The organism is Nocardia spumae (assembly GCF_020733635.1).
GTDB classification, from domain to species: Bacteria; Actinomycetota; Actinomycetes; order Mycobacteriales; family Mycobacteriaceae; genus Nocardia; species Nocardia spumae.
This window is the reverse complement of record NZ_JAJFZL010000001.1, coordinates 2,087,978-2,114,341: the sequence shown is the minus strand read 5'-3', so window position 1 is coordinate 2,114,341 and position 26,364 is coordinate 2,087,978. Positions and strand designations below refer to the sequence as shown.

The window sequence follows — 26,364 nt, the reverse complement described above, 5'->3', positions numbered from 1 at the left end:
ACGTAGTTCCACCGATTCGCGAGGGGCGCCCCAGCAGTCACTGTGACAGGTAACACAACGTTCGAAACCACACATGCCTAGTCGAAATACTTCTAGACTGCATATGAGCCAACGGAGGTACATATGACCGTCACCGTGCTGCCGTCCGCGGAACGCACCACCCCCGCCGCGCATCACGCGTCGGACGCCGCGGCTCATCGAGCCACCGGTTCGATCGGGTCGCATCGCGTATCCGAGGCACCGCGTGCCGGATCGATCCCGGTGTCGATGATCGAGCGGATGACGCTGATCCTCGACGCCTTCGACGCCGCGACGCCGACGCTGACGCTGCTCGAACTCGTCGAGCGGACCGGACTGCCGCGGTCCACCGTCCACCGCATCCTCGACCAGATGATCCGGCTGCGCTGGCTGGCGCATTCGGCCGGCGGCTACCGCCTCGGCATGCGCACGCTCGAGCTGGGCGGCCTCACCGCCGACCACAACGAGATCCGGGACGCGGTGAGCCCACTCCTGCACGAGCTGTCCCAGCGCACCGGCATGGTGGGCCATCTGGCGGTGCTCGACGGCCGCGAGGTGGTGTATTTGGACAAGGCCGGCGGCCGGTTCGCCGCGGCCCTGCCGACCCGCCTCGGCGGCCGGATGCCCGCGCACGCAACGGCTCTCGGCAAGGCGATGCTGTCGGCCCTCGAACCCGCCATCGCCGAGGCCGCGTTCCGCGCCCGGTTGCCCCGCCTGACCCCGCGCACCCTCTGCGAACCCGATGCCCTGCATCGCGAACTCGGGCAGATCCGGCTGCGGCAGGGTGTGGCCATCGACCGCGAGGAGGCCATGGCCGGCATCGCGTGCGTGGCGGCGCCCCTGCGGGGACGGGGCGCGCCGCCGGCGGCGCTGTCGCTGTCCGGCCGGGCCGATGCGATGAGTTACGACCGCCTCGCCCGCGTCGTCCTCGAGGTCGTGCACGAGGCCGGACGGGCGCTGCTGCCTCACCGTGCCCGCTGGCGCTGATTTCGGATCCTCATATGACTGGGCGGTATAGTTCGGCGATGACATCTGGCACCGACCTGCCGACCACCTCGTGGGCCGTACTCGGGATGCTCTCGCACGCGGACGAATTATCCGGCTACGACCTCAAGAAGTGGGCGGACTGGAGCCTGCAGTTCTTCTACTGGAGTCCGTCGTTCAGCCAGATCTACGCCGAACTGAAACGCCTGGAGAAGCACGGCTACGTCACCTCGCGCACGGTGACCTCCGAGGACGGCATTCGCGGCAAGCGCATGTACGCGATCACACCGACCGGTCGAGATGCCGTGGCGCACTGGGTCAATCACTCACCGGTGGAGGCGCCGGTGCTCAAACACAGTGTGCTGCTGCGGGCCTGGCTCGGACATCTGGCCGAGCCCGACCGGCTGCGCGAGATACTCACCGCCCACATCGATTACGCCGAGAAGATGCGCCGCCGCGCCGCGGCCGACGCCGAAGGCTCCGACGCCAACCCCGACTGGGCCTTCCCGAGCGCGGTCCTGCGCTGGTGCATTCGCCACTACGAGGCCGAACGCCAGCTGGCCGAGGATCTGCTGACCGATCTGGAGGCGTTGAACAAGCGCGGCCGGCTGCCGCGCCATCGCGACTCCCCCCTGGCGCCGCCGAAATCGAAGCCCCGATCCCGATAGTCGCTCACATCCGCCGGATGCGAGCCAGCCAGGCGACCGTATCGACGATACCCTCCGCGGACACGTCGAGTCCGGCCACATTACCGGCCACCACCTCCGTCACCCGGCCCAGGTAGTGCGACGGCCGCAGCTGCTCCAATTCCCATCCCGCGCCGAATGATTCGCGAATGAGTCCGTCACCGATGCGAGGCCCGAGACCCGGTTCGGCATCCGACAGCGCCAGCACGTGGACCAGACCGCCGGGCTTGCACAGCGCGTGCAGCGCGCGCACGTAGCTCGCGCGGCGCTCGGGATCCTCGCCGAAGACGTGGAACAGCGCGCTGTCGACGATGGTGTCGAAGACGCCGAGTTCGCCCGCCGCGGCCGGATCGTCGCCGAGCCGCACCGCGTCTGCCACCCGGAATCGCGCGCCGGGCACGCCCTTGGCCGCGGCATTGCGACGCGCGTACTCGACCGCGCTCGGCGACAGGTCGATACCCGTGACGTCGTAGCCCAGCGCCGTCAGCGCGATGGTGTGCTCCCCGGCGCCGGCGCCGATATCGAGCACCCGACCCCGGATGAGCCCCTCGCGTTCCAGCTCGACGATCGCCGGCTGTGGCTCACCGATCACCCAGGGTGCGGTGTCGTTGTCGTAGACGGTGTTCCAGAACTCTGCGGCCTGTGTCATGCCATCAGCGTGCATCCTCAACCCCACTCGAGGTCAAGGGGTCGCGACGCGGTACCGGATGCCCCGCATTCCGGCGAACCCAGAATCTCACTGAGCGGAACCCTTCCTAGCGAAGAGCCTTTCGGAATATTTCTATTAGGCATACAGGAGGTGCACGATGACCGGTGAACTCGATTCCATCCAGGACGCACTCGACGCGCTGGCCGCCGGCCGGCCCGTGGTGGTGGTCGACGACGAGGACCGCGAGAACGAGGGCGACCTGGTCCTGGCCGCGGAGTTCGCGACCCCGGAGACCATCGCGTTCCTGGTCCGCCACACCAGTGGCGTGCTGTGCGTGCCGATGCCCGGCCCGGAACTCGACCGGCTGGCGCTGCCGCCGATGACCGCGGTCAACGAGGACCCCAAGGGCACCGCCTACACCGTATCGGTGGATGCCGCCGCCGGAATCACCACGGGTATCTCGGCGGCCGACCGCGCGCACACCATGCGCGTGCTGGCCGATCCGCGCACCGTGGCGGCGGATCTGACCCGGCCCGGTCACGTCTTCCCGCTGCGGGCCCATCCGCGCGGGGTGCTCGGGCGCGCCGGCCACACCGAGGCGACCGTCGACCTGTTGCGCGCGGCCGGGCTGCGTCCGGCCGGAGTGATCGCGGAAGTGGTCGACGACGACGGATCGATGGCACGGCTGCCGCGGTTGCTGACCTTCGCGCGGACCCACGAACTGCCCATCGTGTCCATCGCCGACCTCATCGAGTACCGCAAGCGCGGCGAGGACACCGTCACCCGGCTGGCGCAGACCCGGCTGCCCACGCGCTACGGCGACTTCCAGGTCTTCGGTTACCGCGACGCCGAGTCCGGCACGGAGCCGCCGGTCGAACACCTCGCACTGGTCTTCGGCGATCCCGCCGGCACCGACGTGCTGGCGCGCCTGCATTCGGAATGCCTGACCGGTGACGCCTTCGGCTCCCTGCGCTGCGACTGCGGCGAGCAGCTCGACGCCGCCCTGCGCGCGGTCGCCGCCGAGGGCCGCGGCGTCGTGGTCTATCTGCGCGGGCAGGAAGGGCGCGGGATCGGACTGCTGAACAAACTGCGCGCCTACGAACTGCAGGACGCCGGGGCCGACACCGTCGACGCGAATCTGCGCCTCGGCCTTCCGATCGACGCCCGCCGCTACGGCGCCGGGGCACAGATCCTCACCGATCTGGGGGTGGAGTCGGTGCGGCTGCTGTCCAACAACCCCGACAAGCAGGCCGGGCTGCAAGCGCACGGTATCGCCGTCACCCGGCGGATTCCGCTGCAGACCGATCCGACCGAGCACAACGTCCGCTATCTGCGCACCAAGCGGGAACGCATGCGCCACCAGCTCGGCGGCCTCGACGCGGTATCCGTCGCGGCGAACTGAGTCATGGTGTGCCGCACCGGATTCCGTCAGAGCCGATGGTCGGCCAGCCACCGCCGGGCGCGCGTCGGTGAGGCGCGGCACAGCCACCCGTCCTGGACGACCTCGCCCAGTTCCTCGATATCGAGCGTCCCGACGTGGGCGCCGCGCAGCAGTACCGACAGATGCCCGTCGAAATGACCCGTGGTGAAGAACGGCGACTCCGGATCCTGCACCAGCGCAAGCTTGTCCGACTGCGACGGCACCCAGAAGATGATCACGTCCGGGTACCGCTCCCCGGTGCCGGGGTCGACCGCGTCGCGGCTCGGGGTGCGGAAATAGACGAACGACTTGCGCCCGACCTGATAGATCGGATTGCCCAGCGATCCGTGCTCGACGGTGACGTGCGGCATGGCCAGGGCCAGCCGCCCCACATCCTCGACCCGCGCCCGGCGCGCCATCGGCGATCCTCAGTCCGCCAGCTGGGTCAGCAGTGCGCGGGTACGCGCACCGGCCTGCCCGCCGACGAACGGGGCGGCCACGAATTCGGTGGCGCCCGCGGCGAACACCCGCTGGATCCGCCCGGCGACCTCTTCCTCGGTGCCGATGATCGCCAGATCCGCCGGCCCCTCGGCACCCTCGCGATCCATCATCGCCCGATACGAGGGCAGCGACCCGTAGGCCGCGAAGACGGTGGCGGCCTTCTCCCGCCCCCTGTCCACCTCGTCGGTCACCAGCACGGGCAGTGCGCAGACCACGCGCGGTGCCGGACGGCCCGCCTCGGCCGCCGCGGCGGTGATCGTGGGCGCGATGTGGTCGGCGATGGTCACCGGTCCGGTCATCCACAGCACGGTGCCGTCCGTGCGGCGCGCGGCCAGCTTCAGCATCTGGGTGCCCAGGGCGGCCACCAGCACCGGAATGCGACCGGTCTCGCCAGCGGTCAGGCCCAGGTTCGCGGTCAGGGTCTCACCGCTGTAGGACACCGGCTCACCGTCGAGCAGCGGCCCGAGGATCGACAGGTACTCCTTCATGTGCCGAGCCGGGCGGCCGAAGTCGTAACCGAACATGTTCTCGATGACGATCTGATGCGACAGGCCGATGCCCAGCGTGAGCCGGCCCGGGCCGATCGCGAGGGCGGTGGTGGCGGCCTGCTGAGCCAGGGCGCCGGGATGACGCGGATAGGTCGGCACCACGGCGGTACCCAGTTCGATGTTCGGAACCTTGCTCCCGGCGACGGCGAGCGCGGTCAGCGCGTCGAGGCCGAAGATATGCGACAGCCACGCCGATTCGAATCCTTCGTCGGCGACCTGCTGCAGTTCATCGGTAAGGCGCGCGAGCGCATCCGGTCCGGACTGTTCGCTGAGCATGATGCCGATCCGCACGGTGAGCCTCCTGGATACGACGGGAATCCGATGCCGCGGCCCGGGTGGACCGCCGCGGGAATATCTGTACGCCGATCCAGACTATTCCCGCTCACCCGGGCGGGGAACGGACGGGCCGGACATCGTCGATGTGGTCCGCGCACGACCCGATCAGGATAGGGTTGGCGATCATGGCGCGGCGTGTCACCGGGAATCTTCCCGCCGAGGTCACCAGTTTCGTCGGCCGCCGCGACGAACTGGCCACCGCGAGAAGATTGCTGCCCTCGACCCGGGTGCTGACCCTGCTCGGACCTGGCGGGGTCGGGAAGACACGGCTGTCGCGACAGGTCGGGGCGGCGATGGCCCGTGCCTTCCCCGACGGCGTGTGGCTGGTCGAATTGGCCGACGTCCACGATCCCGAACTGGTCACCCTCAGCGTGGCCGAGGCGTTGAACGTGCGCGACGACACCACCACACCGTTGCGCCGGCTCACCGAGTTCCTCGCCGGCAAACGGCTGCTGCTGATCCTGGACAACTGCGAACATCTCATCGGCGCGTGCGCGGATCTGGTCGCTCACCTCGTCGCCGCCACCTCCGAGGTGCGGGTGCTGGCCACCAGCCGCGAGGTGTTGGGCATACCGGGCGAGCAGGTGATGCCGATCCCGCCGCTGCCGGTCGCCGACGACGACAGCGATGCGATGCGGCTGCTGGTGGAGCGCGCCACCGCGGCCAATCCGGACTTCGTCGCCGACCGCGCCGATCGCGAGACCCTCGCCGCGATCTGCCATCGCCTCGACGGGATTCCGCTGGCACTGGAGCTGGCGGCGCTGCGGTTTCGCATGTTCACCCCCGAGCAGATTCGCGATCGCCTCGACGACACCATGGAGTTGCTCAGCGCCGGCCCACGTACCGCGCCCCAGCGCCAGCAGACCATCGAGGGTGCGATCCGGTGGAGTTACGAACTGTGCACCCCCGCCGAACAGCAGCTGTGGCAACAGTTGTCGGTTTTCGCCGGTGGCTTCGATATCGAGGCCGCCGAAGCGGTGTGCCTACTGCCGCCCGCGCCGCAAGGGTTGCTCGAAGCGCTCGCGGGCCTGGTGGACAAATCGGTGCTGCGGCTGCGCTACGACTCCGCGGCGCCACGCTATTCGATGCTGGAGCCGATCCGTCAGTTCGGCCACGACCGGCTCGTCGAAGAGGGTGAGGAACGCCGCGTGCGAGCCCGCCACCGCGACCATTACCGCGGTCTCGCCCTGCGCGGGCAGAGCGCCTACTGGAGTGCCGACGATCTGGACTGGTTCCGCGAACTGGACCGCGAACACGCCAATCTTCGTTCGGCCCTGCAGTTCTCACTGACCGACGCACCGCAGCTGGCGATGGAGACCGCCACCGTGCTGCGCCCGTTCTGGGAGCATTACCGATTCCTGTCCGAGGGCTACCGATGGCTCACGGACGCGCTGGCCCGCAATCCGGACCCGACCTGGGAACGAGCGCGGGCGCTGTCGTCGGCATCGTCGCTGGCGGCGCTGCTGTCCGATCGCGAGTCGGCGGCCGAGCTGGCCGGTGAATGCGTCACTCTGGCAACCGATCTGGGCGCGAGCGATATTCTCGCCGAAGCCGAACTCGATGCCGCGCTGATCGCCTTCAACGACGCCGATACCGCCGAAGCGCTGCGCTTGGCCGAGGACGCGGTGCGCCTGGCCGCCGCCCACGACCACCACGCCACCGAAATGGACAGTCTGGCGTTCGGTTTCGTCTGCGCGACGCTGCTCGAAGAACCACGGGCCACGACCATCGCCCAGGATTTCCAGGCACTCACCCGGCGGTACGGCCCGCATCTGCTCGGCGGGCTCGCCCTGTGGACACTCGGGATCGACAGCTGGCGCCTCGGCGATCAGGACGCCGCCGACGACTATCTCGGGCGCGCGGTCGAGGAATTCGCGCTGTTCGACCGATGTGTCTGGCTGGCATCGGCATTCGACGGTTTGGCCTGGTCGGCCGCGGCCCGCGGCGAGATGGAGCGGGCGGCCCGGCTGATGGGCGCGGCGGAAACCCTGCAGCGCAGCACCGTCCGGCTGGCCCACACCATCACCAGCGCGGTCGGCGAGAAGGTCGGCGAACAGGTGCGCAACACCCTGGGCGACAACGATTTCCGCGCCGCCTACGAAGCCGGCGCCGCCATGACGCTGCCGGCCGCGATCGATTTCGCCCTCGGCCGCACCGCCGACGAGCCACCGGCCGCGCCGGCCGGCCCGCCCGCCGCACCCGCCGCTACCGAGGCGCTGTCGCCGCTGACGCGCCGGGAGAAGGATGTCGCCCGCCTGGTCGCGGCCGGGCACAGCAACAAGCGCATCGCGGCCGATCTGGTGATCTCGGTGCGCACGGCGGAAACCCACGTCGAGCACATCCTGACCAAACTCGGCTTCACCTCACGCACCCAGATCGCGGGCTGGGTTCGCGATCACGGCCTGTAGACGCCGCGGGCCGCCGCACCCGGATCGGATACGGCGGCCCGCGTCAGCCGAAGCGAAACCCTCAGTGCCGGTTCACAGCCCGTGCCGCAGGAAGTCGACGACCGCTCGTTCGAAGGCATCCTTGCGCTCGACCTGCACCCAGTGCCCGCAGCGGGAGAAGATTCGCAGATCGGCCCGCGGCAGCTGCCGGGCGGGCAGCAGCGCACCCTCCACCGGCGTCACCCGATCGTCGCGGCCCCACAGCATCAGCACCTCGTGCCCGATCCCCCGCAACCGGGCCCACAGCGGGACCGGATCGGCGAAGGCCGGGTTGTAGAAGGTGGCGTAGGCGTCGGCGAGGGCCTTGGTCTGGCGCGGATCCGAGGCCGCGGCCGTGCGGGCCGCGATCAACTCCTCGGTGAGCACCGACTGGTCGAAAACCATCGTCTTCAACCAGTCGACGGCACGTTCGGCCGTGGGATCGGCATTGAAGTCCAGCAGCCGGCGAATTCCCTCCGACGGTTCCGGGCCCAGGATGTTGACACCCACGCCGCCGGGAGCCATCAACACCAGCCGATCCGCGCGATCAGGGTGTTCGACGGCCAGCAGGGTCGCCACCGCACCGCCCATCGAATTGCCGAGCAGATGCGCCTTCTCGAGCCCGAGCTCGTCCAGCAGGCCCAGCACGGCATCGACGGCGATGCGCAGATAGTTGCGGTCGTAGACCTCCGGCCGCTCGCTCGCCCCGAAACCGGGCTGATCGAGGACCAGACAGCGGAAATGCGGGGCGAGCGCGTCCAGATTGGCGCCGAAGTTGGCCCAGCCCGACACACCGGCGCCCGAACCGTGCAACATCACCAGCGGCGCACCCGAGCCCGCTTCGTGATAGCGCAGCTCGAGCCCTCCGACGGTGACCCGTTTCGTGGTGTTGTCGGCGGTGAAACCCATCAGACCATCCGCTCCGATACCTCGACGCCCATTTCGCCCTGACCGTACATGGCCAGCGCCCGCTCCACGTCGTTGATCACGTGCGCGTTGCCGGCGTGCGCGTCGCGCCAGTTGCGTTCGATCACATTGGGTTTGCGGATCGAATGACCGCCGGAGTTCTCGAACAGCAGGTCGATCGCGTAGATGGCGCGTTCGGTGCCGCGCACCTGGTCGCGGCGGGTCCGCAACCGCAGCTCGTACGGAATCTCCTCGCCCGCTTCGGCGAAGCGCAGCTGCTCGCCGATATTGCGTTCCTGCTGCAGGATCGCGGCATCGATCTCCGAGGCCGCCCGCGCGATGCGCACCTGCGCGAACGGATCCTCGGCCACCTTCTGCCCGCCGTAGGACAGCCTGACCCGCTCCCGCTGCCGCCGCAGATGCGCCTCGTAGGCGCCCTGCGCGGCGCCGATGATGGGCGCGGTGATGGTGTTGGAGAACACGCTCGCGAACGAGATCCGGTACAGCGGTGCGGTGTTCACGGCCTGACCCGGTCCGACCAGCGCGGATTGATCCGCTGCGCTGTAGACGCGATGCGAGGGGATGAACGCCTTCTCGACGATGACATCGTTGCTGCCCGTACCCGACAGACCCGAGACGTGCCAGACGTCCTCGATGCGGTAGTCGGTGCGCGGGACCAGAACGGTCAGATAGTCCGCTCCCCCTTGGTCGTTCGGCACGATCGCGCCCAGGAACGCCCACGAGGCGTGATCGCAGCCGGAGGAGAAACTCCACCGCCCGCTCATCTCGTATCCGCCGTCCACCGGAGTCAACTTGCCGGTCGGCGCGTAGGACGAGGAGACCAGCGTGTCGGGATCGGAACCCCAGACATCGTCCTGCGCACGGGGATCGAACAGAGCCAGCTGCCACGGATGCGCGCCCAGCACCGACGCCACCCACGCGGTCGACGGGCACACCGTCGCGATCGAGCGGATCACCTCGTAGAACGCGGTCGGCGAATCCTCCGCCCCGCCGTAGCGACTCGGTTGCAGCATCCGGAACACCCCGGCCGCGGTGAGCTCACGGATCGTCTCCTCCGGAACTCGCCGCTGCTGTTCGGCCGTCACCGCTCGTTCCCCGATCGCCGGGAGCAGATCCCGCACCCGGTCGAGCACCTTGTTCGTCATAGCCGGTGTTCCTCCTGCATCTCCGCTGCCGCGCACCACTGCGCGGGCCCCACGCTGGGCGATAACCCGACGCTACGACCGGGTGCGGCGCAGCAGGCGGAACAGTCCCGATCATCGGAATCGGCAGGACGAGGCCTTGCCGACCCAGCCGGGGCGAAGCGTGGGCCGGATACCGGCCCGTTTTCCACTCATCGGGTCGCGAGGTCCGGTGACCGAGACTGCGGGCTGGGGTGTGAGCGCGGACTCGTCATGGTGTGTGAACGGCGTCACGTTCATGGGGTGGCGCCGGTGAGGAGGAAGAGTCGATGCGGGTTCTGATCACCGGAATCACCACACCGAGCGGCCGGGCGGTGGCACGCATGCTGCTGGCCGCGGGGCACGAGGTCGTCGGGCTGGACCGGAGTCGGCACCGGTATGTGGATCCGCGGATCGAGGTGCGGATCGCCGACCTCGGTAGCGCCGGCGCCTATCGCGAGGCCGTCGCCGGCGCCTCGGTGGTGCTGGCGCTGTCGGACACCCCCGTCGCGGCGGCCGCCGCGGCCGCGCACGAGGCCGGTGCCCGGCTGATCGTCGCGGTCCCGGCGGATCGCGAGGCGTCGGCGCGCCGGGCACTGGCGGCCGCGGGCGACCGATCGCTGCTGGTCCGCACGGCTCCGGTGGCGAGCCGGCGTACCGAAGCGGGCAGCCGCGCGGTGCTGCGGACGCTGCTCGGCGCGGGTGGCGCGCAGCGGATCTCACTGGTGCACACCGACGATGTGGAGCGCTTCCTGGTGCTGGCCGCGCTGTCGGAGCGCACGGGATCGGTCGATCTCGTCGCACCCGGTGAGGTATCCGGCGGACAGGCGCGAGCGGCCCTGCGCGCGGCGGGAGTCCGGCTGCCGCGGTTGCGGAGTCCGCGCGCGGGTCGTCCGCCTCACCTCGAATCGACCGCGTCCCTCGATGATTGGGATTTCGAATACGGCTGGAATACCGCCGAGGTCGTCGACGATATCGCGCGGGGCCTGATCGGGCGCAGCCCGCACGGCGACGGCTTCCGGGCGCGCCGGGGCGCGATTCCGTTGACCGACTACGTGATTCCGTCCCGGGCGCAGACCTCCGACGGCCACCCGCTCGAGGTCGCCGCTCCCGACGGCCTCGAGGGCGAATTCGACGACCGCGTCGATCCGCGCATCCCGGTGCACACCGCGACCAACACCTCCGAGGCGCTGCCGGGCCCGATGAGCCCGCTCACCATCGATCTGCAGGCGGGGGCGATCCGGCTGGCGAATGCCGCGATGGGCCATATGATCGCGCTCGAGGGCATCGCGCTCGAACACTGGACCAGCCGGGTGACCTCGGTACTGGGCCACCACATCTTCATCAATGCCTCGATCGGCGTGCTGGCCGCGGACAATATGCCGGGCTGGGACGAGGACAGCATCCGCCGCGACGTATACGGCGCGATCCCGCCCGAGGTTCCGCTGCAGCCCAAGGGCCGGCCGCCGATGCCGACCGGGCTGGGCAGTGCGCTGGGCACCGGAAAGGCGACCGGACGGGTCCTCGCGACCGCTCTTCGGTTCCGCGACACCGCCGAAACCATCAACGCCGCCTCGCATCGAGAGGCGTTGACCCGCGACGAGATTCGCAAACTGTCCGATGCGCAACTACATGCGCGCGCCCTGCTGTGGCGGGATCGGCTGAACCAGTCGTGGGCGGCGGCCTCGATCGGCGTCATGCTGGTCGGCGCGGCCACCGCCATGCACGCGCGCGGCGACGGCGCGGCCGACGTCCCGATCGATGTGAACCGGCTCGAATCGGCGCGGCCGATGCTGGCGGTCGAACGCCTGGCCGCGATCTGCCGTGCGGATCCGCGGCTGCACGAGGCGGCGCGCGCCGGGGATGTGCCCCTGGCCCGTGAACGCTCCGCCCGCTTCGCCGCGGCGCTCGATCACGAACTGGCGACGGTGGGCCATCGCGGCCCGGGCGAATGCGAATTCCTCAATCCCACCTTCGGCGACCGGCCCGAGCTGCTGGTCACCGCGGCCGCGCGCGCCGCGGAACTGCCCGCGCCGCACCGCGATCCGGTGCCCGAGCCCGGCTCCCGGACCGCGCGGATGGCGGTGGGCGCCACCGTATCCCGGGAACGAGTGCGTGATGCGGTGGTGCGCTACACCAACTGCCTGCGCATGGCCGCACGCGAACTGGCCGCCCGGCTGGTGGAGCGGCGTCGACTCGACAATATCGACGACGCGTGGTTCTGCACTCTCGACGAATTGCTGTGGGCACCTGTCGATCTGAAGGATCGGGTCGCGCGCCGCCGGGCGGAGCGAGTGCGACTGCAGGATGTGCGGATGCCCGATCTGGTGGTCGGCCGATGGGAACCGGAACCCGTCTCGGGCGCCCTCGCCGTCGGTGCGAGCCTGACCGGCACCGGCGTGAGCCCCGGTGTCGTGGAGGGGATCGTCAAGCGGGTGCTGAGTTCCGACGACGATATCGAGCCGGGCGACATCCTGGTCGCGTCGGTCACCGACACCGGACATACCGCGATGTTCGCCTACGCCGCCGCCGTGGTCACCGATATCGGTGGCTCGGCCTCCCATGCCGCAATCGTGGCCCGCGAGTTCGGAATTCCGTGCGTGGTGGACACCAAGACCGCCAGCACCGGCCTGTCCGACGGCCAGCGGATCCGGGTGGACGGTGCCGCCGGCACGGTCACCCTGCTCGCCGACGCCGACCACTGACACCGACCCGATCGCACGCCGCGCTATCCGGTGGCGGCGTGCCGCGTGCCCGCCGACCGGCGGGTCTCGAGGAAAGGAACACCATCCGTGCCGATTTCGCATGTCCTGAAGGGGTCGGTGGCCGGACTGGCCGCTGCCCTGATCGCCGTACTACCCGTCGCGACCACACCCGCCCTCGCCGCGCCACCGCTGGTGCACACCGCGCCGGAGATCGCGAATCAGCAACAGTCGCTGAGTATTTCGGCGCCCAACGCCCGTGATATCGGCGGCTATCCGACCCAGCACGGCGGCGGTAAGATCCGCTACGGCGTGGTGTACCGCTCCGACGCGCTCAACCGGCTGACACCCGCCGATCAGCAGAAGCTCCAATCGCTGCAGGTCGGCACGATCATCGATTTCCGCAGCCCGAACGAGATGAAGGCCTCCCCGGATCAGCTGCCGCCGGCGATTCCCTACAGCGCACAGTCGATCTGGGATCCGAACAACGATTTCTATCTGATGGTGTCGAGCACCATCGCCGGCGGTCCGCAGGTGCAGCAGGACACACTGGGCAACGGTAAGGCGGCGCAGATCATGCGCGACTACTACCGCTGGCTGGTGACCGACGACAATGCCCGCGCCCAGTTCGCCGCGACGGTGAAGGACATCGCGAACTCACCGAACGCGGTGCTCTACCACTGCACGTCCGGTAAGGACCGCACCGGCTGGATGACCGCGATCCTGATGTCGGCGCTGGACGTCCCGAAGGGCCAGATCTACAAGGACTACCTGGCCTCCAACGACTACCTGGCCGCGAGCAACAAGGCGCAGATGGATGCGCTGGTACAGCGTGGACTGGTCACCGATCCGTCGCTGTTCGAGCCGATCCTCGGCGTGCAGGCCGATTATCTGGACGCCTCCTTCGATCAGGTGCGCCGGTCGTACGGCTCCTTCGACCGGTTTCTGTCCGACGGTCTGGGCGTCGACTCCGCGACGGTCGACGCGCTGAAGGCCAAATTGCTGGACAAGCCCGGTCGATGACCCGCAGCGCCCGCGCCGCGCAACCCACCGCGGTTGCGCGGCGCGGGCGTCGACGAAAGGCAGGAGATATGCCCGTACACCATTCGGTGACACCACGCCCGGCGAGCGAGATCGCCCACTACGACATCGACACCGATGTGCTGGTGGTCGGATACGGCTGTGCCGGAGCGGCGGCCGCCTTCGAGGCAGCCACCGCCGGTGCGCGGGTCCTGGTCCTCGACCGCGCGGGCGGGCCGGGCGGGTCCTCGGCGATGTCGGGCGGTGAGATCTATCTGGGCGGCGGCACGCCGATCCAGCGGGCCTGCGGCTTCGACGACACCCCGGAGGACATGGCGGCCTACCTGGGCGCCGCCCTCGGTCCCGGCGCCGACGAGGCGAAGATCGCCGACTACTGCGAGCACAGCGTCGAACATTTCCACTGGCTGGTCGCGCGGGGAGTGCCGTTCAAGCCGTCGCTGTGGGACGCGCCGGCCTGGGTGCCCCCGACCGACGACGGGTTGATGTGGCTGGGCGAGAACAGCTGGCCGTTCACCGAGATCGCCCGGCCGGCACCGCGTGGACATCGCCCCACCGCCAACGATTTCGGCGGCCGGCTGCTGATGGACTGCCTGGCCTCGGCCGCGGAGTCGGCCGGAATCACCACCCTGTTCGATACCGCCGCCACCACCGTGATCCGCGCCGACGACGGCACCGTCGTCGGCGTGGTGGCGCGCCGGTACGGCCGCGAAGTCACCATCCGCGCCCGTCGCGGCTGTGTCCTGACCACCGGCGGATTCGTCGACAACGACGATATGCTCGCCGCGCACGCACCCGCCCTGCTCGGTCACACCAAGGTCAGCGCGGGAACCGATGACGGCAGCGGTATCCGGATGGCGCAGGCCGCCGGGGCCGCGGTCCGGCACATGGCCACCGGCCAGGTCGGTATCTCACTGGTGCCCGGATTGGCCGCACGCGGAATCCTGGTGAACGACAAGGGCTTTCGCTTCGTCAACGAGGACACCTATCCGGGCCGCATCGGTCAGGCGGCGCTGTTCACCCAGGGGATGCGGGTATGGGTGGTCCTCGACGAGGAGGCGTTCGAGGCGGTCCCCGAAGCCGAGCGCTGGGGGGTGCGTCCCACCCACGTCGCCGAGACCGCCGGCGAACTGGGCGAGCTGATGGATCTGCCGCCGGGCGCTCTCACCGCGACGGTGACCCGCTACAACGAATTCGCCTCCGCCGGAGCGGATCCCGATCAGCACAAGAGTCCGCGCTGGCTGCGGCCGTTACGCGCGCCGCTGGCCGCGATCGATGTCCGGGCCGGTATGCGCCCACCGTCCGAGAGCGGTGACCGGCGCGGCACCGGCGCCTCGGTCTTCACCCTCGGCGGCCTGCACACCGACCACGACGGCCGCGTACTCGATCTCGACGGTGCGCCCATCCCCGGATTGTTCGCCGCGGGCCGCGCGGCGGTGAACCTGCACGGACAGGGCTACATCAGCGGAACCTCGCTCGGCGACGGGACCTTCTTCGGAAGACGCGCGGGCTCGGCCGCGGCCCGGTAGCCACCCGGGCGGCGTCAGGACGGGGTGTCGACCACGACCTCGTGGCGGTTGCCGCGGTGCGAGCGCCGGTACTCACTCGGTGAGACACCCACCTCCCGGCCGAAGTGCGCACGCAGATTCGCCGCACTTCCCAATCCGCACCGCCGCGCCACCGCATCGATGCCGAAATCGGTGGCCTCGAGCAGTTCCCGGGCGCGATCGATGCGCTGGGTCAGCAGCCAGCGCAGCGGTGAGGTGCCCAGTTCGGCGTGGAAGCGGCGGGCGAGGGTGCGCTCACCGAGTCCGCTGTGCTTGGCCAGATCACCGATCGTCAGAACCGAGTCGAGCCGGGCGAGCGCCCACTGCAGGGTGGCCGCCAGCCCCGGATCGGCCGCGTCGACCGGGACCGGCGCGCGCAGATACTGCGCCTGTCCACCGGCGCGGTGTGGCGGCACCACCAGTCCCCGCGCGGTGGCGTTGGCCACCGCGGCGCCGAGGTCCTTGCGGATCAGGTGAATACACAGATCCATACCGGCCATCGTGCCCGCGCTGGTCAGGATCTGCCCATCGTCGATGTAGAGCACGCCGGGGTCGAGCCGCAGGTGCGGATAGCGTTCCAGCAGCGCCGGGACGTGTTTCCAGTGGGTCGTCATCGGCCTGCCGTCGAGCAGTCCCGCTTCGGCGAGAACGAATGCGCCCGAACACAATGCCGCGATGCGCGCTCCCGCGGCATAGGCCGCGCGCACGGCTTCGACCAGTTCCGCGGGCGCGGGCGCGCGCACGTCCGGCACCGCGGGCACGATCACGGTGTCGGCGGCGATCAGATCGTCGTAGTCGTAGTCGGTCAGTGTCACGAACGGATCCCGCAGCGTGGCGTGGCGGGTGCCACGCGGACCGCACATCCGCAGCCGATACCAGCGATCCGGGTCGATCCCGAGCGGCGGTTCGGCGAACACCTGATAGGGGATGGCGACCTCGAACACCGGCTGCCCGGGTGTCACCGCCACGGCGACGGTTCCGGACTGTGCGTGTGCCCCTTCAGCAGCCATGTCCAAAATCTAGCGCATAGTGGCATATTCGCCACTCGAATTCCCTGTTCGGTGACTGAATAGTTTCAATCATGATGATTACGGACACTCTCCGGTCGGCGGATCCCGCCTCACTGTTCGAATCTCCGCGGCGCTGGCGAGTCCTCGCGGTGGCGAGCGTCGCGCAGTACCTCGCGATCCTCGATCTGTTCGCGGTGACGGTCGCCTTTCCGACCCTGCGGCATTCGTTCCCGGGCGCCGCCGCGAGTTCGGTGTCCTGGGTGCTCAACGCCTACACCATCGTGATGGCGGCCTTGCTGGTCCCGGCCGGGCGACTGTCCGACGACACCGGTCGCCGCCGCGGATTCCTGGTCGGCACAGCGCTTTTCGGTATCGCGTCGATCGGCTGCGCACTGGCTCCGACACTGTCCTTCCTGATCGCGGCCCGGGTCCTGCAGGCCGTCGCCGCGGCACTGCTGGTGCCCACCGGGCTGGGGCTGGTACTGCCGTGTTTCGATCCCCGCGAACACGCGACCGTGATGGGGATCTGGACGGCGATCGCCGCCGCGGGCGCCAGTAGCGGACCGGTGATCGGCGGACTCCTGCTCGGATTCGGCTGGCAGTGGATCTTCTGGTTGAACGTCCCGATCACCGTCGCGGCCGTCGGGTTCGGATTGCGGGTGCTGCCGGATATCCGGGCCCGGGTGCGGCGCCGGCTCGATCTCCTCGGCGCCGCCCTGATGCTCGGCGCCACCGCGGCACTGACCACCGTCTTCGTCCAGGCCGCGGCCTGGGGTTACGGGTCGGCGCCGACGCTGGCGGCACTGGGCGCGGCGTTCGGACTGGCGGCCGCGTTCACCTACCACGTCCGCCACCATCCGGATCCGGTGGTGAGCCCGGTGGTGTTGCGCCACCGGATGTTTCGCATCGCGACACTCGGGGTGTTCTGCTACTACCTGGCCTTCGCGGCGCTGCTGCTGTCGGGCACGCTGTATCTCACCGGGCAATGGCATTATCCCGAACTGCGAGCCAGCCTGGGCATCGCGCCCATCCCGATCAGCTGTCTGCTGGTGTCGCCGCTGTCGGGTCGCGTCGTCGCCCGTATCGGAGCCCGCGCGTCGGCCACGCTGGGCGGCCTCACCATCGCCGCCGGTGCGGGGTGGTGGCTCGCGCTGGCCGGGACCAGCACGTCCTACGCGGTGATGTTCCTGCCGGGCGCGGTCCTGGCCGGAGTCAGCACCGCCCTGCTGCAGCCGCCGCTGTTCGGCGCCTCCGCGCTCCTGCCGCCGGATCAGCTGTCGCTGGGGTCGGGCACCTCGATGATGGCGCGCCAGACCAGCTCCGCCCTCGGCGTCGCCGTCCTGACCGCGATCTTCGCGCGCACCACCACCGCCGATCTCGCCGATTTCCGGCTCGGCTGGCTGTACATGGTTGCCATGGGGATGCTCGCGGCGGGCGCCGGATGGGCGTTCCGCACCCGCGCATGACCGGATCCGGCAGTTATCCGTCGTTGCGGTCACGGCCGGGTAACCCACAGGATGGGGGAATGTCATCGAAGCATCGTGTGGTCATCGCGGCCTTTCCGGACGTGGATCTGCTCGACGTCACCGGGCCGGCGGAGGTGTTCGCGCTGGCCAATCGGGAGAGCGGGGGCACCGCCGGCTACGAGGTGCTGCTGGCCGGACCGGATCACGGGGCGGTCCGCACCTCGGCGGGCGTGCGAGTACTGACCGATCTCGCGTTCTCCGATATCGATACGGCCATCGACACTCTGATCGTGCCGGGAGCGGTGGATCCCTCCCCGGACGGACCGGTTGCCCGGGTCGACGACGAGGTGGTGCGCTGGCTGCGCGAGATCGCGCCGCGCACCGGCCGGATCGCATCGGTCTGTGTGGGGGCGCATCTGCTGGCGGCCGCCGGATTGCTGGACGGGAAGACGGCCACCACGCACTGGTCGACCGCCGGGCAACTGGCCACCGACCATCCGCGGGTCACAGTGGATCCGGATCCGATCTTCGTGCGCTCGGGACGGGTCTGGACGGGCGCCGGTATCAGCGCCTGCCTGGATCTGGCGATGGCCCTGGTCGCCGAGGACCGCGGTGAGGAGTTGGCCCTGTCGGTGGCCCGCCAGCTCGTCGTCTACCTGCGCCGGCAGGGTGGCCAGAGCCAGTTCAGTGTGCCGTTGAGCCGACCGGCTCCGGCCCGCCGCGATATCGACGAACTACGGACCTACATCGCCGAGAATCTCGACGCCGATTTGTCCGCCGCCGCGCTGGCGGCCCGAATGTGCCTGAGCGAGAGGCATTTCGCGCGCGTATTCCGGCAGGAGATGGGTCTCACAGTGGCCACCTATGTGGAGGCCGCCCGCGTCGAGGCCGCCCGTCGCCTGCTCGAAACCAGCGATCTGCCCTTGCCGCGGATCGCACACGGTGCCGGACTGGGCTCGGTCGAGACATTGCATCGGGCCTTCCTGCGGCGCCTGGGCACCGGCCCCGGCGCCTATCGCCGGCGGTTCCGCACCACGGCCTGATCGTGCGCGCCCCGGCCTGATATCCGGACGACCACCGAGCCCGGCACCCTGCCGGGCCCGGCGCTTCGTCCTGCCCGAAAACACTGCCCCCCAAGGAAAGAAGGCACTCATGTCCGCTGTCTCCACCCCCCTGCGCCAGGTCTCCGGCCTCGACGACGGGCTCCCCCGGCTGGCCGACGCCACTGTCGTGATGATCGATTTCCAGAACACCTACCGGGAGGGCGTGATGGCGCTCCCCAACGCCGATGCGGCCCTTGTCGCCGGTGCCCGGCTGCTGAGCGCGGCCCGCGAGCTGGGGCGCCCGATCGTGCACATCGTCAACGACGCCGGGCCGGGCACGCCCTACGACATCCGGGCCGAGATCGGCGCGATCATCGCCGATGTCGCCCCCGAAGCCGGAGAACCGGTGGTGGTCAAGAACTTTCCCGACGCGTTCCACGAGACCGACCTGCACGACACGCTGCGAAGCGCCGGGGCCGGACCGGATCTGGTGCTGGCCGGATTCATGACCCATCTGTGCGTCGCGTTCACCGCCCAGGGCGCGTTCAATCGGGGCTACCGGCCTACGGTGGTCGCCGAGGCCTGTGCCACCCGCGCCCTGGCCGCACCCGATCGGACACCACTGCCGGCGGATGTACTGCACACCGCCGCCCTGACCACCGTCGGCGATCTGTTCGGCTTGATCTGTCCCACCGTCGCGGACCTGCTCGATTGAACGAACGGACCGATGACCGGCGCGGTCATCGAGAACGCAGGCCCGGCCAGCCGTAGTCGCCGGGCCCGGCGGCGAGTCCCGCGCGGGCGGGGACGGGGGCCGGATGCGCCGGGGCCTGGGCCGGATTGCGCACACCGAGCTCTCGGCGCACCTCGTCCATATCCAGCCAGCGGACCTGCTGGACCACGTCCTCGAGCTGGGCGGCGGTCCGGAAGCCCGGGTCGGAGTAGACCAGCAGCCCCTCACGGAAGGCGAGCAGCGTCGGCAGGCTGGCGATCTGGGCGGCGGCGGTCAGTGCCGGCTCCGCCTCGGTGTCGACGGTGGCGTGCACGATCTCGCGATGCAGGGCCGCGGATTCGGCGTAGATCGGCGCGAAGCGGGTGCACCAGCCGCACCAGGACGCCCAGAAGTCGACGAGCACGATCGCATGGGTCGACACCACGGTGTCGAAGGTCTGCCGGGTCAGCGGCTGGGTCGACATACTTACCTCCCGATGGCGGCTCGATCTCGAATTCTTCCATGGATCGCCGGCCCCGGCAGGGCCGGCGATTCGCGGAACGAGGCCGCGGGCAGGGCTGTCGGATTTCGCCCTGATCGGGTACTTTTCGATTATGGGTATGGGAGACCACCCCCAGCGCACACCGTTCTACGGGGTGGTGTTGTTGCTGGCCGTCCTGCTCTTGGGGCTGGGGGTGCACAACCTGGCGAATGTCGCGCTGCAGGTACTCGCCTACATCGCACTGTTCGCGATAGCCGCGGTGGCGTTCGTGATGACCTTCCGCGACTATTCCAGGTGATGCCCGCCGTTACTCGGCGACCAGCGCGGCCCGCAACATCGCCAGTTGCGCGCCGGTGAGCCCGTGTTCGAGCAGCCAGCGGGCGGCACCACCGTGGTCGCGACGCAGCGCGCCGAGGAAGTTCAGCATCACCGCCGGGTCGACGGCCAGAATCCCGGTGTCGGCCGGCGGCAGGCCCGTGTAGGAGCCCAGGGCGTCGAGCCGGTTGCGGACGCGCGCCATGCGCTCGTTGGTCAGCACGTAGTCCGCGGCGATCACCTCCGGCGCCACTCCCACCGCGTCCAGCAGCACCGCCGCCAGGACTCCGGTGCGGTCCTTGCCCGCCGCGCAGTGGAAGACCACGGCCTGCCGATCGGGATCGGCGACCAGCCGCACCGCGGCCACGATCTCGGCCGGGCTGCCCGCCAGCAGCGCGCCGTACAGGGCGGCCAGATCCACCCGCGACTTGTCCGGTACCAGATCCCTGGCCGCCAAGGAGGATTGCGGCGACTTGCGTACCGGCAGGTTGACCTTGTCGATCGTGGTATCGGCGAGCAGACCGTACCCCTCCCGCTCGACCTCGTCGGGCAGCCGCAGATCGATCAGCGTACGCAGCCCGAGCGTGCCCAGCAGCAGCGCCAGATCCGCCTCGGTGGCCTGCTGCAGGGTGCTCGACCGCAGTGCCACCCCGAAACGCGTGGCGCCGCCACCGGTTACCGGAAGTCCGCCCAGGTCGCGCATGTTGTCGATCTCGGCGAAATCGACCCAGCGCCGGGCCGCGGCGGCCGAGGTGGTGATCGGATTATTCGGCACGACCGGCCGCCGCCTCGTCGGCACGGCTCAGTCCGCACAGGCCGATCAGATCTTCGTGCAGTTCGAACCACACCGTGTGATAGCTGTCCATGATCGGGCGCGCCACCCAGGTGTGATCGCCGCCGCCGATCCGCTCGACGGCCAGATCGAGCCGGTCGCGGTATCGGGCCAGCCGCGGGGCGATCCAGCCCAGACGCCCGGCCAGCGGGCGTACCCGCCGATGCAGGTCGGTGAGCCGATCCAGCACCGCCGCATCGTATTCGGCGTCGCCGTGATCGTTGGGGGTGGCCGCATCCTTCATCTGCCAGGCGGTCACGATGTCCTTGAGTTCGGCGTTGACCACGCAGAAATCCGCGTAGGCCGCGGTCATCGCCGTGGCATCGACCGTCGCGCGCTCGGCGGTCAGCAGCGTGTCCAGTCGTTGCCGCCCGTCGGGAGTGAGCCGCAGCCCCGCGGGGGTGTCGGCGCACAGGCCACCGGAAATCAGATCCGCGCACCGGGCGGCGATCTCGGCGACGTCACCGCCCAGACTGGCGGCGACCGCATCGCTGCGCACCCGGCCCTTGACACCGATGAGGCGAACGAGCTCGAGATCGCTCACCGCGCGGGTAACCGTCTGCGCCCAGGCATCTTCCGGCTCGGTGTCCGCGGATCGGGCCAGCTCCTCGGGTGTCACACCGGCCCAGGCGGCCAGTCTGCGCACATCGTCGAGTGCGGCGGGATCGACCGCACCCCCGGCCACTTCACCGTCCCACACCACCGCGGCGCCACCGTCCACGGTGACCCGGCGCCCGGCCAGGGCCGCGACCACACCGGGACCGCAGCCGACGACACAGGGCCGGCCCAGTTCGCGGCTCACCAGCGCGGCGTGCGAGGTGGCGCCACCGGATTCGGTGACCACCGCGCGGGCGGCGATCATGCCGGGCAGATCGTCGGGGCTGGTGGTGGGCCGCACCAGGATGACGTCCTCACCCGCCTGCGCCCGCGCCTCGGCCTCGTCGGGGTCGGTGACCACCAGACCGAAAGCCACGCCGGGACAGGCGGATTCGCCTCGGGCGAGAGCCTGTCCCGCATCGGCGGCAGTGCTCGCCGGGCGCAGGACGACCCGGATCTGCTCGGCGCTGACCCGCTGCACGGCCTCCTCGGCGGAGATCAGCTCTTCGGCCACCATCGCGACCGCGGCCCGTACCGCCGCCCGCGCCGAACGTTTCGCCGGACGCGACTGCAGCAGCCACAAGGTTTCCGATTCCACCGTGAACTCGATGTCCTGAATATCGCGGCCATCGCGTTCGAGCAGGTCCGCGGCCTCGATCAGGCGCCGGTGCAGCTCCGGCTGGGTGGCGGCGAGATCGGCCAGCGGTCGCGGCGTGGTTCGGCCGGACACCACATCCTCGCCCTGTCCGCCCACCAGCCATTCGCCGTAGGCCGGGCCGTCGCCGGTATTGGGATTGCGGCTGAACAGCACGCCCGTGCCCGAGGCGTCGTCCAGATTTCCGAAGACCATCGCCTGGACGGTGACCGCGGTGCCGAGATCGTCGGCGACGCCGCGGTTGCGCCGATAGGCCTTGGCGCGCTGGGAGTCCCAGGATCCGAACACGGCGGTGATGGCACCGCGCAACTGCTCCCACGGATCGACCGGAACCACACCGTCGGCGACACCGAGCACGGTCTCGCGGTACTGCTCCCGGAATCGCCGATGGGTGTCTGCGGCGTAACCGGCGTTTCCGGTCACGGCGGCCAGCGCCTGCTCCACACCGTCGTTGATGCCGAGGTTGAGGACGGTGTCCATCATGCCGGGCATACTCACCGCGGCGCCCGATCGGACCGAGACCAGCAGCGGCGCTCGCGTCGACCCGAAGGTGCGCCCGGTCCCGTGCTCGAGCGTCGCGATACCGTCACGGACGGCCCGCCAGATCTCGTCGGCGATCGCGCCCCGTGCGGTGAAATCACGCCACGCGTCGGTGGTCAGCACGAATGCCGGCGGTACCGGCAGCCCGAGCCCGCGCATGTGATTGATACTCCAGGCCTTGCCACCGATCCGTTCCCGCGACAGCGGGCAGTTGCCGTCCAGTCCGACGACGGTCTCGGATCGGTGGGCCAGCTCCGCACCCGCGGTCATGTCACTCCTTCGGTCCATCCATCGGGGCATCGAACCCCCTGCCGCCCCGGTCATCCTTCGAGAGTGCCGCCCGAGGGGTGCTCGCCAGTAGCCGACGTCCCGCTCAGCGGATAACTCCCCGGCGACCGGACCGGCGGTCCACTGACCGGGACCGATGCCGCGAATCGGCCGGCCCCGGCCCCGGCCTGCGGCAGGATGGTCCGTGAGCGGCGCGCGACCGGCGCGGTTCCCACGACGATGTGCTCGGGCGGCGATGGCGGACAGACAGACCACGCGGAATCCGCGGACGACCGTGGTTCCCGCGACGATTCCGGCGCTGCTGGCCGAGATGTCGCGCCGCTACGGATCGACCGTGGCGATCGTCGAGCCGAACATCCGGCTGACCTATGCCGAACTGCACGCGGCCGCCCGAGAGGTGACCCGCGCCGCGATCGCGACCGGGATCGAGCCCGGCGATCGGGTCGCGCTCTGGGCGCCGAACAGCGCGCACTGGATAACGACCGCTCTCGGCATGCTGGGTGCGGGCGCGACCCTCGTTCCCCTCGGCACCCGCCTGCGCGGTGCGGAGGCCGCGGCGATCTTGCGGCGCGCCCGCTGCCGGATGCTGTTCACGGTGCGCGGATTCCTGGATACCGACTACCCGCTGATGCTCAGCGAGCAAGGGCCGCTCCCCGATCTGCGTCATACCGTGCTGCTGCCGGCGACCGCGCCGAGTGAGCACGGCGCCGGACCGCGGGCGCCGCTGCTCGACTGGGCACGCTTTCGCGCCGCGGCCCGTTCGGTCTCCCGCGCCGAGGCCGAAGTACGCACGGCCACAGTCGATCCCGACGACATCTGCGACGTCCTGTTCACCTCGGGCACCACCGGCGCGCCCAAGGGGGTGCTCAGTACGCACCGCCGGACCCTGAGCGTGCTGGACCGTTGGGCGGATGCGGTCACGCTGCGCCACGGCGATCGCTGTCTACTGGTCAATCCGTTCTCGCATACCTTCGGCTACAAGGCGGGCATCGTGGCCTGCCTGCTGCGCGCGGCCACCATGGTGCCGCTGGCGATATTCGAGGCGGAGTCGGCGGCGAAGGTGCTGATCCGGGAGCGGATCACCGTACTCGCCGGCCCGCCCACGGTTTTCACCGATCTCCTGCGGGTCGGGGCCAGGTTCCCGGCGCTGCGGCTGGCGGGCACCGGTGGCGCCGCCATTCCCGAGTCGCTGGTCGGGCGCATCCGCACCGAACTCGGAGCCGCCGAGGTGTTCACCGCCTACGGCCTCACCGAATCCATCGGCGTGGTCACGGTCTGCGCACCGGGCGAACCCACCGAGCGCACCGCCCGCACGGTCGGTAAGTCGTTGCCGGGCAGTGAGATTCGCATCGTCGATGCCGAAGGCCGGGTGGTCCCGTCCGGAACCTCCGGTGAGATCGTGGTGCGGGGGCCGAATGTGATGTGCGGATATCTCGACGATCCGGCGGCCACCGCACACGCCGTCGATTCCGCCGGATGGCTGCACACCGGCGATGTCGGATCGCTGGATCCCGAGGGCTACCTGCGCATCACCGACCGGTTGAAGAACATGTTCATCGCCGGCGGCTTCAACGTGTATCCGGCCGAGGTCGAGCAGGCCCTGCTGGAGTACCCCGGTATCGCCGAGGCGGCCGTGATCGGCATCCCGGACGACCGGCTCGGCGAGGTCGGCGCCGCGTTCGTCGTCGTGCACGACCCCGCGGCATTCGATCCCGGCGCGCTCCTCGCGTGGTGCCGGACCCGGCTCGCCGGCTACAAGGTGCCACGGGTCGTGCGCGTACTGGATCGGTTGCCCCGCAACACCACCGGCAAGGTGCGCAGGCGCGATCTGCCGCTGTGATCCGAGGCGCAGGGCCCGCTCGCGATCCGGCGAGCGGGCTGGTGCGCGCGGTTACTTCGCGACTTCGTTGCGCATCTGCGCGGTGAGGATCTTCTGGTAGCCCGATCCGAAGACGCGCGGCAGCAGGTCGATCACGCGGGCGTCGGTGCCGATCAGCACCTTGGCCCGATCCTTGCGGATACCGTCCACGATCGCCCGGGCCGCCTTCTCCGGACTGGTCTTGGCCAGGCTGTCGAAGTTGGCGGCCAGCGCGTCGCGGTCACGGCCGGCGCCCGCACGCGCCTTCCACGCGATCTCGGTCCGGATCATGCCGGGATGCACACAGCTCACCGCCACCTTGTGACCGGCGATCTTCATCTCCTGCCGCAAGGCGTCGGTGAAGCCGCGAATCGCGAATTTGGTGGCGTTGTAGGCGCCCTGGGTGGGGCAGGCGGCGAGGCCGAACATGCTCGACACATTGACCACCGCACCGTCACCGGAGGCGATCACATGGGGCAGAAAGGCTTTCGTCCCGTAGGCTACGCCCCAGAAGTTGATGTTCACGATCCATTCGAAATCATCCCAGCTGACCTCTTCGGTGCTGGCGGTCAACGACACCCCGGCATTGTTGACGATCGCGTTGACGCCGCCGAAGTCACCGGCCACCTGATCGGCGTGTGCGTAGACGGCGTCACGATCGGTGACGTCGAGCCGGTAGGCGCGCGCATGAGCGCCCCGCTTCTCACACAGCGCCGCGGTCTCGGACACATTGTCGATATTTCGACCGGACAGTGCCAGCCGGGCGCCGTGCCCGGCCAGTTCCAGCGCCAGGGCCCGGCCGATGCCGGCGCCGGCGCCGGTGATGACGACGGTCTTACCTGCGAAACTCTTCACGGCGAATATCCTTCGATTCAGTGGGAGGTGAAGCCGCCGTCGGCGACGAATTCCGAACCGGTGCTGTAACCGGATTCGTCGGAGATGAGGAACAGCACCAGATTCGCCAATTCCTCGGGGGTGCCGGCCCGCGCCAGCGGCTGATCGTGGAACATCGAGTTCGACCGCGCCGAATCGGCGGTCATCTCCGTGATCACCACGCCGGGGTGCACCGAGTTGACCCGAATTCCCATGGGCCCGAACTCCTGTGCCGCGGTCTTCGTCATCCCGCGCACCGCCCACTTGGAGGCCGTGTAACCGAGAATGTTGGAGAAGCCGATGATGCCGCCGACCGAGGAGATGTTCACGATCGACCCGTGACCGGCGCGCCGCATCGAACCCACGACGGATTTCATGCCGAGGAATACCCCGACCTGATTCACGTCGATCACCTTGCGGAAGTCGGCCTCGGCCAACTGCTCGATCGGGTCGACGTGCACGATGCCGGCGTTGTTCACCAGTCCCGCGACCGGACCGAAAGCCGATTCCGCCTGTGTCACCACCTCGTTCCACGACGATTCGTCGGTGACATCGTGGGCCACGAACCGTGCCGAGGATCCCAGCCGGGCGGCGGTCTGCGCGCCTTCGTCGGCCAGGACATCGGTGATCACCACGGACGCGCCCTCGGAGATCAGCCGCGCGGCGAACGCCGCACCCATCCCCCGCGCACCCCCGGTGACGATGACCGTCTTTCCGTCGACCCTGCCCAT

At 69.8% G+C, this 26,364-nt stretch carries 23 protein-coding genes; 12 read left to right on the top strand and 11 right to left on the bottom strand.

The annotated features are described in order from the left end of the window. The first annotated feature begins 123 nt into the window (after positions 1 to 123). Positions 124 to 1,005: an IclR family transcriptional regulator gene (locus LKD76_RS09025; RefSeq protein WP_308188516.1), complete on the top strand. Its 882-nt coding sequence runs from the start codon at positions 124 to 126 to the stop codon at positions 1,003 to 1,005. Positions 1,006 to 1,043: 38 nt separating this feature from the next. Further along, entirely contained in the window at positions 1,044 to 1,670 is a 627-nt protein-coding gene (locus LKD76_RS09020; protein WP_227980578.1) for a PadR family transcriptional regulator, read from the top strand. Between the two features lie 4 nt (positions 1,671 to 1,674). On the opposite strand, the gene LKD76_RS09015 is transcribed toward LKD76_RS09020, so the two are convergent. Beyond that, entirely contained in the window at positions 1,675 to 2,337 is a 663-nt protein-coding gene (locus LKD76_RS09015; protein ID WP_227980577.1) for a class I SAM-dependent methyltransferase, read from the bottom strand. Between the two features lie 157 nt (positions 2,338 to 2,494). Here LKD76_RS09015 and LKD76_RS09010 point away from each other — a divergent pair, with 157 nt between their 5' ends. After that, positions 2,495 to 3,739 carry a bifunctional 3,4-dihydroxy-2-butanone-4-phosphate synthase/GTP cyclohydrolase II gene (locus tag LKD76_RS09010; RefSeq protein WP_227980576.1) on the top strand — a complete coding sequence of 415 codons (1,245 nt, stop codon included), beginning with the start codon at positions 2,495 to 2,497 and terminating at the stop codon, positions 3,737 to 3,739. A 26-nt stretch (positions 3,740 to 3,765) separates the two neighbouring features. On the opposite strand, the gene LKD76_RS09005 is transcribed toward LKD76_RS09010, so the two are convergent. Beyond that, positions 3,766 to 4,176 carry an MmcQ/YjbR family DNA-binding protein gene (locus LKD76_RS09005; RefSeq protein WP_227980575.1) on the bottom strand — a complete coding sequence of 137 codons (411 nt, stop codon included), beginning with the start codon at positions 4,174 to 4,176 and terminating at the stop codon, positions 3,766 to 3,768. Between the two features lie 9 nt (positions 4,177 to 4,185). Next, positions 4,186 to 5,097: a TIGR03564 family F420-dependent LLM class oxidoreductase gene (locus tag LKD76_RS09000; protein ID WP_227980574.1), complete on the bottom strand. Its 912-nt coding sequence runs from the start codon at positions 5,095 to 5,097 to the stop codon at positions 4,186 to 4,188. Between the two features lie 170 nt (positions 5,098 to 5,267). Here LKD76_RS09000 and LKD76_RS32045 point away from each other — a divergent pair, with 170 nt between their 5' ends. Then, positions 5,268 to 7,550 (top strand): LuxR C-terminal-related transcriptional regulator, encoded by a 2,283-nt coding sequence (locus LKD76_RS32045; RefSeq protein ID WP_305082761.1) that lies wholly within the window; start codon positions 5,268 to 5,270, stop codon positions 7,548 to 7,550. A 72-nt stretch (positions 7,551 to 7,622) separates the two neighbouring features. Here the strand turns inward: LKD76_RS32045 and LKD76_RS08985 are convergent, their stop codons facing one another. Both LKD76_RS08985 and hsaA read right to left on the bottom strand, forming a co-directional pair. Then, complete coding sequence (locus LKD76_RS08985) at positions 7,623 to 8,477, bottom strand: alpha/beta fold hydrolase (RefSeq protein WP_227980573.1); 855 nt, start codon at positions 8,475 to 8,477, stop codon at positions 7,623 to 7,625. Continuing rightward, entirely contained in the window at positions 8,477 to 9,640 is a 1,164-nt protein-coding gene (gene hsaA / locus LKD76_RS08980) for a 3-hydroxy-9,10-secoandrosta-1,3,5(10)-triene-9,17-dione monooxygenase oxygenase subunit (protein WP_227980572.1), read from the bottom strand. The genes LKD76_RS08985 and hsaA overlap by 1 nt, the downstream gene beginning before the upstream one ends. Positions 9,641 to 9,945: 305 nt before the next feature. On the opposite strand from hsaA, the gene LKD76_RS08975 reads away from it, so the two are divergent. The 3 genes from LKD76_RS08975 (at position 9,946) to LKD76_RS08965 (ending at position 14,924) form a co-directional block, all read left to right on the top strand. After that, a complete protein-coding gene (locus LKD76_RS08975) occupies positions 9,946 to 12,360 on the top strand; it encodes a PEP-utilizing enzyme (protein ID WP_227980571.1) in 2,415 nt (804 codons plus the stop codon). Between the two features lie 87 nt (positions 12,361 to 12,447). Further along, a complete protein-coding gene (locus LKD76_RS08970) occupies positions 12,448 to 13,380 on the top strand; it encodes a tyrosine-protein phosphatase (RefSeq protein WP_227980570.1) in 933 nt (310 codons plus the stop codon). Positions 13,381 to 13,448: 68 nt separating this feature from the next. Continuing rightward, complete coding sequence (locus tag LKD76_RS08965; protein WP_227980569.1) at positions 13,449 to 14,924, top strand: FAD-dependent oxidoreductase; 1,476 nt, start codon at positions 13,449 to 13,451, stop codon at positions 14,922 to 14,924. 14 nt (positions 14,925 to 14,938) lie between these two features. Here LKD76_RS08965 and LKD76_RS08960 read toward each other — a convergent pair whose 3' ends face one another. After that, positions 14,939 to 15,952, bottom strand: coding sequence for a GlxA family transcriptional regulator (locus tag LKD76_RS08960; RefSeq protein ID WP_227980568.1), 1,014 nt, complete (start codon positions 15,950 to 15,952; stop codon positions 14,939 to 14,941). 71 nt (positions 15,953 to 16,023) lie between these two features. On the opposite strand from LKD76_RS08960, the gene LKD76_RS08955 reads away from it, so the two are divergent. From LKD76_RS08955 to LKD76_RS08945, 3 genes are all read left to right on the top strand, one after another. After that, positions 16,024 to 17,418, top strand: a complete 1,395-nt coding sequence (locus LKD76_RS08955) for an MFS transporter (protein ID WP_227980567.1) — start codon at positions 16,024 to 16,026, stop codon at positions 17,416 to 17,418. Positions 17,419 to 17,477: 59 nt separating this feature from the next. Next, on the top strand, positions 17,478 to 18,461 hold the full coding sequence (locus tag LKD76_RS08950; RefSeq protein WP_227980566.1) for a GlxA family transcriptional regulator: 984 nt from the start codon (positions 17,478 to 17,480) through the stop codon (positions 18,459 to 18,461). 109 nt (positions 18,462 to 18,570) lie between these two features. Then, entirely contained in the window at positions 18,571 to 19,176 is a 606-nt protein-coding gene (locus LKD76_RS08945) for a cysteine hydrolase family protein (protein ID WP_227980565.1), read from the top strand. A 25-nt stretch (positions 19,177 to 19,201) separates the two neighbouring features. Here the strand turns inward: LKD76_RS08945 and LKD76_RS08940 are convergent, their stop codons facing one another. Further along, on the bottom strand, positions 19,202 to 19,657 hold the full coding sequence (locus tag LKD76_RS08940; RefSeq protein ID WP_308188515.1) for a thioredoxin family protein: 456 nt from the start codon (positions 19,655 to 19,657) through the stop codon (positions 19,202 to 19,204). 130 nt (positions 19,658 to 19,787) lie between these two features. Between LKD76_RS08940 and LKD76_RS08935 the strand changes: the two genes are divergently transcribed. Continuing rightward, a complete protein-coding gene (locus tag LKD76_RS08935) occupies positions 19,788 to 19,973 on the top strand; it encodes a hypothetical protein (protein ID WP_227980564.1) in 186 nt (61 codons plus the stop codon). A 9-nt stretch (positions 19,974 to 19,982) separates the two neighbouring features. Here the strand turns inward: LKD76_RS08935 and LKD76_RS08930 are convergent, their stop codons facing one another. After that, positions 19,983 to 20,765 (bottom strand): tyrosine-protein phosphatase, encoded by a 783-nt coding sequence (locus LKD76_RS08930; protein WP_227980563.1) that lies wholly within the window; start codon positions 20,763 to 20,765, stop codon positions 19,983 to 19,985. Further along, positions 20,755 to 22,884, bottom strand: a complete 2,130-nt coding sequence (locus LKD76_RS08925) for a pyruvate, phosphate dikinase (RefSeq protein WP_227980562.1) — start codon at positions 22,882 to 22,884, stop codon at positions 20,755 to 20,757. The genes LKD76_RS08930 and LKD76_RS08925 overlap by 11 nt, the downstream gene beginning before the upstream one ends. A gap of 253 nt (positions 22,885 to 23,137) precedes the next feature. On the opposite strand from LKD76_RS08925, the gene LKD76_RS08920 reads away from it, so the two are divergent. Continuing rightward, positions 23,138 to 24,742: an AMP-binding protein gene (locus LKD76_RS08920; RefSeq protein WP_227980561.1), complete on the top strand. Its 1,605-nt coding sequence runs from the start codon at positions 23,138 to 23,140 to the stop codon at positions 24,740 to 24,742. 51 nt (positions 24,743 to 24,793) lie between these two features. Here LKD76_RS08920 and LKD76_RS08915 read toward each other — a convergent pair whose 3' ends face one another. Beyond that, positions 24,794 to 25,615, bottom strand: a complete 822-nt coding sequence (locus tag LKD76_RS08915; protein ID WP_227980560.1) for an SDR family NAD(P)-dependent oxidoreductase — start codon at positions 25,613 to 25,615, stop codon at positions 24,794 to 24,796. A 17-nt stretch (positions 25,616 to 25,632) separates the two neighbouring features. Beyond that, complete coding sequence (locus LKD76_RS08910) at positions 25,633 to 26,364, bottom strand: glucose 1-dehydrogenase (RefSeq protein ID WP_227980559.1); 732 nt, start codon at positions 26,362 to 26,364, stop codon at positions 25,633 to 25,635.